At 60.2% G+C, this 8288-nt stretch carries 5 protein-coding genes and 1 pseudogene; 3 read left to right on the top strand and 3 right to left on the bottom strand.

The window, feature by feature from the left end:
• Positions 1–25 precede the first annotated feature (25 nt).
• From NKH30_RS32770 to NKH30_RS32760, 3 genes are all read right to left on the bottom strand, one after another.
• Positions 26–463 (bottom strand): curlin, encoded by a 438-nt coding sequence (locus NKH30_RS32770; protein ID WP_352452314.1) that lies wholly within the window; start codon positions 461–463, stop codon positions 26–28.
• A 403-nt stretch (positions 464–866) separates the two neighbouring features.
• Entirely contained in the window at positions 867–1628 is a 762-nt protein-coding gene (locus NKH30_RS33340; protein ID WP_502911548.1) for an alpha/beta hydrolase family protein, read from the bottom strand.
• Entirely contained in the window at positions 1517–1945 is a 429-nt protein-coding gene (locus tag NKH30_RS32760) for an alpha/beta hydrolase (RefSeq protein ID WP_352998134.1), read from the bottom strand. The genes NKH30_RS33340 and NKH30_RS32760 overlap by 112 nt, the downstream gene beginning before the upstream one ends.
• A 307-nt stretch (positions 1946–2252) precedes the next feature.
• Here NKH30_RS32760 and NKH30_RS32755 point away from each other — a divergent pair.
• From NKH30_RS32755 to NKH30_RS32745, 3 genes and pseudogenes are all read left to right on the top strand, one after another.
• Positions 2253–2884, top strand: a pseudogene (locus tag NKH30_RS32755) (tyrosine-type recombinase/integrase).
• Between the two features lie 233 nt (positions 2885–3117).
• A complete protein-coding gene (locus NKH30_RS32750; protein WP_352998132.1) occupies positions 3118–6537 on the top strand; it encodes an adenylate/guanylate cyclase domain-containing protein in 3420 nt (1139 codons plus the stop codon).
• Positions 6538–6634: 97 nt separating this feature from the next.
• A complete protein-coding gene (locus NKH30_RS32745) occupies positions 6635–7900 on the top strand; it encodes an ABC transporter substrate-binding protein (RefSeq protein WP_502893831.1) in 1266 nt (421 codons plus the stop codon).
• Positions 7901–8288: the final 388 nt, after the last annotated feature.

Below are 8288 nucleotides of genomic sequence, written 5' to 3'. Positions count from 1 at the left end.
CGCGGCCGCCTGGCCGTTGCCGTGTTTATGGGCAGGCCTGGACGAAAGCTGCGACATTGCCGCTGCCGCCCTGGCTGACATTGGCATCGCAGCCGTGGCCCACTTGCACGCCGGCAGCAATGTTGCCGTTACCGTCCTGGGTCAGAATGGTGGTGTGGTTGGAGCCGAACTGGCCGACGCCGGCCACGTTGCGGTTGCCGTTCTGGTAGGTGGCGCCGTAGTTGCCGGCCCCGTCCTGGCCGATAGCCGAAAGGTTGTGGCGGCCGCGCTGCTGGCCGATCACCTTGTTGAAGCGGCCGTTCTGATACACCCGGATACGGTTTTTGAAGCCGTTCTGGGCGCCGCCGGCCGAGTTCGACCAGCCATATTGCTCGATGCGCACGTCATTGGCCATGGCCGGAGCGGCGGCAGTGATACCGACAAGAGCGGCAAGCGCGGTTGCGATGAAAGAATTGCGGATCATGAGAGCGTCTCCTTTGGCGGACGGGACCGCGGTTGAACGGCTTCTTTTTAGGAGATGCCGTTCGAACTAAGGCTGAAGGCGGCGTTCAGCTGGGGTTCAGGAGGGCTTGCGCGGGTCGTGGCTGCGGCGGTCAGGCCGCTATTCGCTAGGGCAATGGGTGGAGCACACTCGCCAAGGGCGGCCGGTGTTGGGTCATTTCTATACTTGGGGTTGGCCGCTTCCGGCCCACAGGCTGCCGGACGGCAATGCGCCTCATGTCGGTCGTCAAAGTTAGCTTTGCAACTGCCTTAAAGAGGACATTACCGGCCACCGCATTGGTGATCGCGGTTGCGCCACAAGCGGACCACGTGTTGCCGTTGGCCACACGAGCGCCTCCACCTGTCCAGCAACGAGTCCGGTCGGCTCAGTGGAAGGTCGTTTTATAGTGGAGGCCCGGAAACGACGCCTCGCCGGGTCGCAGCGCCGCCTGCCCCATGGGATCACCTTTTAGAATACTGAGGAAGAACGCCGCGGTCAGCGTCTTGGCTTGATCGAACTGCGGGCTGGAACCGGAACCGTATGCGAACATCATGTGCCCACCCTTGTCGAATACGGCCAACGCCTTATCTCGACTTCCGATGCTATCATGCGCCCATAGGGCATTGAATTCCGCCTTCACCATCTCGTCGTCAGAAGTGACCAGTATGAGCGTCGGCACTTTGACAGCCGCAATGCCAGTGGCGCCGAATACCTGCAGCTCGCCGCCCGGAGCTGCGAGAACGAGCGCCGCCACGCGGCTATCCCAAATGGGTGGCATCGGCTCCGCAAACGGGTCTGCAGCGCCGTAGAGTTTGGCAATCGTTGGCTCGAAACCTACAAATTGGCATGAGTCGCCATACTTCTGGGCCTCATTTGCAGCGCACCAGCTATCCAGGGCTTTAAAGTCGACCCGAGCGCCTCCCGCCTGGAGCGCAGTCGCTCCGCCCGATGAATGCCCCCAGACGCCGATGTGGGAGGTATCTATGAGTCCAGCGAGTTTGCCACCCGGGGCTGTCAGTGTATCGGCGTAGCCGATCACACTAAGCACGTTGGCAGAACGATAATAGAGCAATCGGCGAACGTCGAATCCGGTATCATAGCTCGAAGCGAAGACAACGAACCCGTAGGTCGCGAGAACTGGCCCCAGCGGGTGTAGGCTATGCCCGGCATCGAGGATCCGGGGATCAGCACAAGCAGCGGATAGGGACCGGTCGTTGCCGGCGGTGCGTCCGGCGTCGTCTTCAGGATTGCGCCGGCGGGAGCTGGCGCAGGACCAGCAGCGGGATACCAGACCCATGTTTCCAGCGGGTGCTCACCAGTCACGTCAGGTATCGTGAACTTCTGAATACCGATCGCGAAAGGACCGGGCTGGCTGAAATCGGTTGCGATCGCGGGTGTCACTGCGATCAGGGGCAAGATGACAAGCCAAGGCAGCAGAAGAAAACCCAAGACAGCCTTGATCATAACGTGCCTTCCTGCGCGCTGCCAGGCTGCCGCTACCGTTCACCCATGACGGCAAGACGTCAAGCCCGAGTGCTGCCCACAGTCCATCTATATGGTACGTTCGATCGTTTTGCTGCCCTGAGTCTTCGCTTGAGTGGACTGAGAGGAGTTGCAGCTTTAGGAACGTGCGGAACGGGTCAGTTCGAGACTCGGACCCACCGGATTGAATATCTGCATTCTCACGCGTTCATACCAGAACCGGCCGGACCGCTCCCGGCCCCTCCCGAACGTTTGTGCTCTGGCCAATAGTGGTCTGAGGAGAAACGATATGGGACATTCGCAGTATGACCTCGCCGACAAGGCCGTCCCGCTTGGAATGCAGGCAAGAGAGTAGGCGTCAAACGACCTCTGAAGGTTCGTCAAATCTGGGAAATCCGGTTCTTTCTCGACCGCGAAGGTCGATCACGGGACCGAGCGCTGTTCGACCTTGCGATCGATAGCAAGTTGCGTGGTTGCGACTTGGTGAAGCTCAAGATTGGCGCGCTAGTGAGTGGCGCTGAGATTCGGACTCGGGCGATGGTTGTGCAGCAAAAGACTGGGAGGCCAGTTCAATTCGAACTGATGGCAGACGCCCGAGCAAGCCTACTTGCATGGCTCGAACGTAGAGGTGGAGCGGTCGACGATTTTGCCTTTCCCAGTCGGGTCGATCATGCTGGCCATTTGAGCACCAGGCAGTATGCGCGCCTGGTCGATGAATGGGTTTCGGCGGTTGGCCTTCGCCGTGAGGATTATGGCACCCACTCGCTTCGTCGTACCAAGGCCTCCATTATCTATAAGGCCACCGGGAATCTCCGAGCAATTCAAATTCTGCTCGGCCACACCAAGATTGAGAACACCGTCCGGTATCTCGGCGTCGACGTCGAGGATGCACTGACGCTGGCCGAGGGAACTGAAATCTGAAAATGGACGACCTCGCGTGGGTCGCGCGGGTGTTGGGTCCAGCGGCTTTGCGCCCAATATCCGACATTGAGGCCTCCTGGGTCGTTTCCCGAAAACAAACAGACAGCTCAGACGGCATGATGTCCGGGGACCCGTAACTGACATTCGCCTGGTTCCCGAGGGTGTGACGACTCCCCTTCCAATTTGGGATATGGTTCCACACAGCACCCTTAGTGCTTGGTTGGGAGAAGGACGTGGACATCGCGGCATGGCTGAGTAGCCTGGGACTGGAGCGATACGCTCCGGTCTTCCGCGACAATGACATTGAATCCGAGATGCTTCCTCAGCTAACGGCGGAGGATCTGATAGCACTCGGGATCACATCGGTCGGTCACCGGCGCCGGCTGCTTGCCGCTGTGGCTTCATTCGGAGACACATCCGGCCCGTTACTGATCAAAGCATCCTCGCGCGACCGCGGGAGTGCGCCGGCAAGGTCGCCCGAGCATGGTGACGCGCGGCCACCGCACGCCGAACGGCGCCAATTAACAGTCATGTTCGTGGACCTCGTCAGCTCGACCGAGTTGTCGCAGCGTCTCGACCCGGAGGACATGCGGGAGGTTATTCGCGCTTATCAGATCGCAGTGTCGGAAGAGATCTCCCGTTACGAAGGGCGAGTAGCCAAGCTCATGGGCGATGGGGTGCTGGCCTATTTCGGTTGGCCGCAGGCGCACGAGGACGATGCCGAACGAGCGGTTCGCTCGGGCATGGCCGCCGCCGCAGCAACGGCCCGACTTACAGCGCCGGGAGGCGAACCGCTGGCTGCCCGCATTGGCATCGCGACGGGACTGGTCGTTGTCGGCGATCTCGTTGGCGAAGGATCGGCAAAGGAGGAGGCCGTTGTGGGCGACACGCCTAACCTGGCTGCGAGGCTGCAAGCGCTCGCCGAGCCGGGCAGCGTTGTTGTAGCTGACGGCACGCAACGACTGGTGGCCGGTCTATTCGATATGGTCAATCTCGGTCGCGGGGAGCTAAAGGGCTTCGCAAAGCCGGTCCGCACCTGGCGCATTGTCGGCGAGACAGCGGCAGAGAGTCGTTTCGAGGCGAGGCAGAACATTGTGACGCCGATTGTTGGGCGGGACCAGGAACTCGAGTTTCTGGTTGACCAGTGGCACCGGGCCTGCGCCGGGGATGGCCGAGTGGTGCTGCTGTCTGGAGAGCCGGGTATTGGCAAGTCCCGGATTATCGCGGCGATGGTCGATCGATTGAGCGCCGAGCCCCCTCCGCGGCTACGCTATTTTTGCTCGCCCTATCATATCAACAGCGCGCTCCATCCCGTGACCACGCAGGTCGAACGGGCGGCTGGACTGGATCGCAACGACACCACGGACACCAAGCTCGACAAGCTGGAGGCCCTGCTTCGCGGGATCGTTCCGGACGTGGCGGAAGCAATTCCGCTGTTGGCGACACTGCTGTCGATCGACACGACCGGTCGATACTCGTCGACCAGGCTGCCACCGCTAGCCCAAAAGGCCCGTACTTTGGCCGCCCTCGTCCAACAAATCGAGGCGCTGGCCGTGCGTGAGCCCACTATCGTCCTTGTCGAGGATGCGCACTGGATCGATCCGACGACCGGCGAGTGGCTGGATATGCTGATTGATCGCCTGCGGAACATGCGGGCACTCCTGATTGTAACCTTTCGACCTGAGTTTCAGCCGCGTTGGATTCAGTTATCGCATGTAACCGCGCTCTCGCTTGATCGCCTCGGACTCGGTCAAGGAGCAGCGATCATGGATCGCGTAGCGGGTGGAAAGACTATGCCGCCGGAGGTAGCCAGCGAGATTCTGGCCAAAACCGAAGGCGTTCCGTTGTTCGTTGAGGAGCTGACCAAGACCGTGCTCGACTCCGGTCTGCTTGTCGACGCGGGCGACCACTACGTGCTCTCAGGTCCTCTGCCTCCTCTTGCGATTCCGTCGACCCTTCAGGATTCTTTGATGTCTCGCCTGGACCGGCTGGGGGCGGTCAAAGAAGTCGCTCAAATCGGCGCCTGCATTGGCCGCGGCTTCCATCACCGGCTGCTGGCTGCCGTAACGGACCCCGCCGAAACCCGTCTGCAAGACGTCATGCCGCAGTTGGAAGAATCCGAGCTCGTTTTTCGGCGAGGCGTTCCTCCAGAGGCGACCTATACGTTCAAGCATGCGCTCGTACGGGATGCAGCCTATCAGAGCCTGCTGAAAAGCCGTCGGCAACAGATTCATGCCAAGATCGCCGCGACGCTGGAGGCGCAATTCCAGGAAGTTGTCGCGACAGAACCTGAAACGCTTGCGCATCACTATACCGTCGCCGGCGTGAATTATCAGGCTGCCGTTTATTGGCTCAAGGCAGGGCAGCTCGCGCTCAAGCGATCTGCCAATCTCGAGGCGGCCTCCCACCTCCGCAAGGGGCTCGAGCTGGTCGGATCATTGCCCGGATCTGAGGACCGCCTGCGACTGGAGCTTTCGCTTGAAAGCGCAACGGGAACGGCAATGATTGCAGCCAAGGGCTGGGGAGCACCAGAGGTCCTTCAGGCCTTTTCGAGCGCGCGGAGGCTTGCCGATACGCTACGCGACAAGCCGCAAATATTCGCTGCGATGCGCGGCGAGAGCTCCTACCAGACCATTTCAGGCAACCTGCGCGCTGCCGAGATGCTGGGCCACCAATGCCAATCGCTCGGATTGGAACTCGCGCAAGTGTCCGATGATTCGGGGTACATCCTCGAAGCACATCACCAACTCTGGGGAATCTACTATTACCTCGGTGACTACGACGCGAGCGAACGTCATGCAAGCCATGGCCTGGCCACTTATGATTACGAGCGACATCGTCACCTTGCCTGGGGCTACGCCGGACACGACCCCGGCGTATGCTGTAGGGCGTTTTCCGCACAGATGCTCTTCATGCGCGGCCATTCGGTCCAGGCGATCCTACGCTCACGCGATGCAATGGCGCTAGCCGAGCGAGACTCGCATCCGGTCACCACAGCACAAGCGCAGCTAAGTTTCTGCTTGGTCCACCTGATGCGGCGCGAGCCCGCCGAAGCCCTTCAATGGGCGAAGAAAGCTATCACTCTGTGTGATGAATTCGTCATGCCATTGCTGCTTGGCCAGGCTCGTGTGTATTTCGGCTGGGCGCTCGCCGGTCTGGGGCAGTTGGAGGAAGGCATTCGCCAAATGCGCCTGGGAATTGCGGGTATCGCCGCGACTGGCGCGGATATGGGCATGGCCTACTACCTTTGCATTCTTGCGCGTAACTGCGGCGAGCGCGGCGATGCAAGCGAAGGCCTTGCCCTCCTGGCGCAGGCCTTCGACACTCTGGGCAAATCGACCTCGAAGTATCAGCTACCAGAGTTATTGCGCACAAGGGGTGAGTTGGTTTCAGTGCTGGACCCAACCGATGAAGCCGCCGAAAGCTGGTTCCAGCAATCTCTCACGGCGGCCCGCGATCAAGGCGCGAAATCCTCTGAACTGAGGGCCGCGCTTCGGCTCACCCGCCTCTATGCCGGCCAAGGCCGCAATGACAAGGCGCGGCATATTCTTGCGCCAGTCCACGCCAGCTTCACCGAGGGGTTTGACACGCCTGATCTCGTAGAGTCCAAAGGCCTGCTCCGAATGCTTTCGCATTCGACGGAACGCGGGTGAAGCATTGCATCCGATACGCAAATTCCTAGTTGGACGACGTCGCCGTGGAAGGAGAAGCGATATGCAAACGTGGGCTGGTCTGTTGGTGGGCGCCGCCATGACATTTGCGAGTGGATCGGTTTCGGCAGAAGAGCTCACTATCTTTTGGGCGGAATGGGACCCGGCGAACTACCTTCAGGAACTCGTCAACGAGTATGAGAAGGAAACCGGCGTCAAGGTAACTATTGAAACGACGGCCTGGCCGGGATTCGAAACCAAGGCCTTTGCCGAGTTCAACGCCAGGGGCGACGCCTATGACATGGTCGTCGGCGACTCGCAGTGGCTCGGCGCCGGCTCGACCGGCGGCCACTATGTCGACCTCACCGACTTCTTCGCCAAGCACGATATAGCCAAACTGATGGCCCCCGCGACGGTGAAAGTCTACGCGGAATATCCCGGCAACAGCGGCAAGTATTGGGCGATCCCGCTCGAAGGCGACGCCATGGGCTGGTCCTACCGCAAAGACTGGTTCGAAGACCCGAAGGAAATGGAAGCGTTCAAGGCCAAGTACGGCTACGACCTCGGCGTGCCGAAGGATTTCAAGGCGCTGCGCGACATCGCCGAGTTCTTCTACCGTCCCGATCAGAAGAAATACGGCGTCGCCATCTACACCGACAATGTCCACGACGGGCTGGCAGGCGGCTTCGAAAGCTTGCTCTTCTCCTATGGCGGCGAGCTTGGCGACTATTCGACGTACAAGGTCGACGGCATCATCAACTCCGATAAGGCGATCGCCGCGCTCGAAGCCTACAAGGAACTCTACAAGTTCACGCCTCCGGGCTGGGCCAACGCCAATTTCATCGACGACAATCAGGCGATCACCGAAAACCTGGCCGCGATGAGCATGAACTTTTTCGCGTTCTTCCCATCACTGATCAACGAAGCTAGCAATCCCAACGCCAAGAACACCGGCTTCTTCGCCAACCCGGCAGGGCCGAACGGCGACCAGTTCGCCGCGCTTGGCGGGCAGGGCATCTCGATCGTCTCCTACTCAGCGAAGCAGGCAGAATCCCTGAAGTTCCTGGAATGGTTCATCAAGGATGAGACCCAGAAGAAATGGGCAGCGCTCGGCGGCTACACCTGCAGCGCAGCCGTACTGAAATCGGATGAGTTCCAGAACGCCACGCCCTACAACAAGGCCTTCCACGAGACCATGTTCAAGGTGAAGGATTTCTGGGCGGTTCCCGAGAATGCCGAACTGCTGCTACAATTCAACCAGCGCGTCTATCCTTATGTGACCGGTGAATCCGGCACGGCCAAGGAAACGCTTGACGCGCTGGCAGCCGACTGGAACGCGACGTTCAAGAAATACGGCCGCCAGTAGGCCGTCTGGCCTTGGAAGGAAGCGTCCGGGCCTCTCGGCCATCGGACCCCGTGCAGCAGGCCATAGGGCCTCGCGATGGGCCATATAATTGGCTTCGATGACTTTCTGGTTGGCCGCCCGCCCGTTGGCGAACAACTCCTGAGTAGACGCCATTTGCCGCCCGGGCTTGGAACTTGACGTTCTCCCGCGCAGTCCCATCCAATTGCCGCCCGCGTGTGTAACGCGGCTACTTCACCAGGTCCCGAAATCACATGCGCGCAGCCGCCGTCTCTGCCTGATCTTTGGAACATATCAGTAGAAAATAGCTGTAACCATCTTTCATCTTGCCGCGTATGATCCGATCATCTGCCGTGCAGGTTTGAGGACATGCAATGAACAAGGCCGCTGC

Source organism: Mesorhizobium sp. M1273 (assembly GCF_040318195.1).
In the GTDB taxonomy this organism is placed as follows: Bacteria; Pseudomonadota; Alphaproteobacteria; order Rhizobiales; family Rhizobiaceae; genus Mesorhizobium.
Note: the sequence above shows the minus strand (reverse complement) of the source record. Positions and strands in the feature narration are given on the sequence as shown.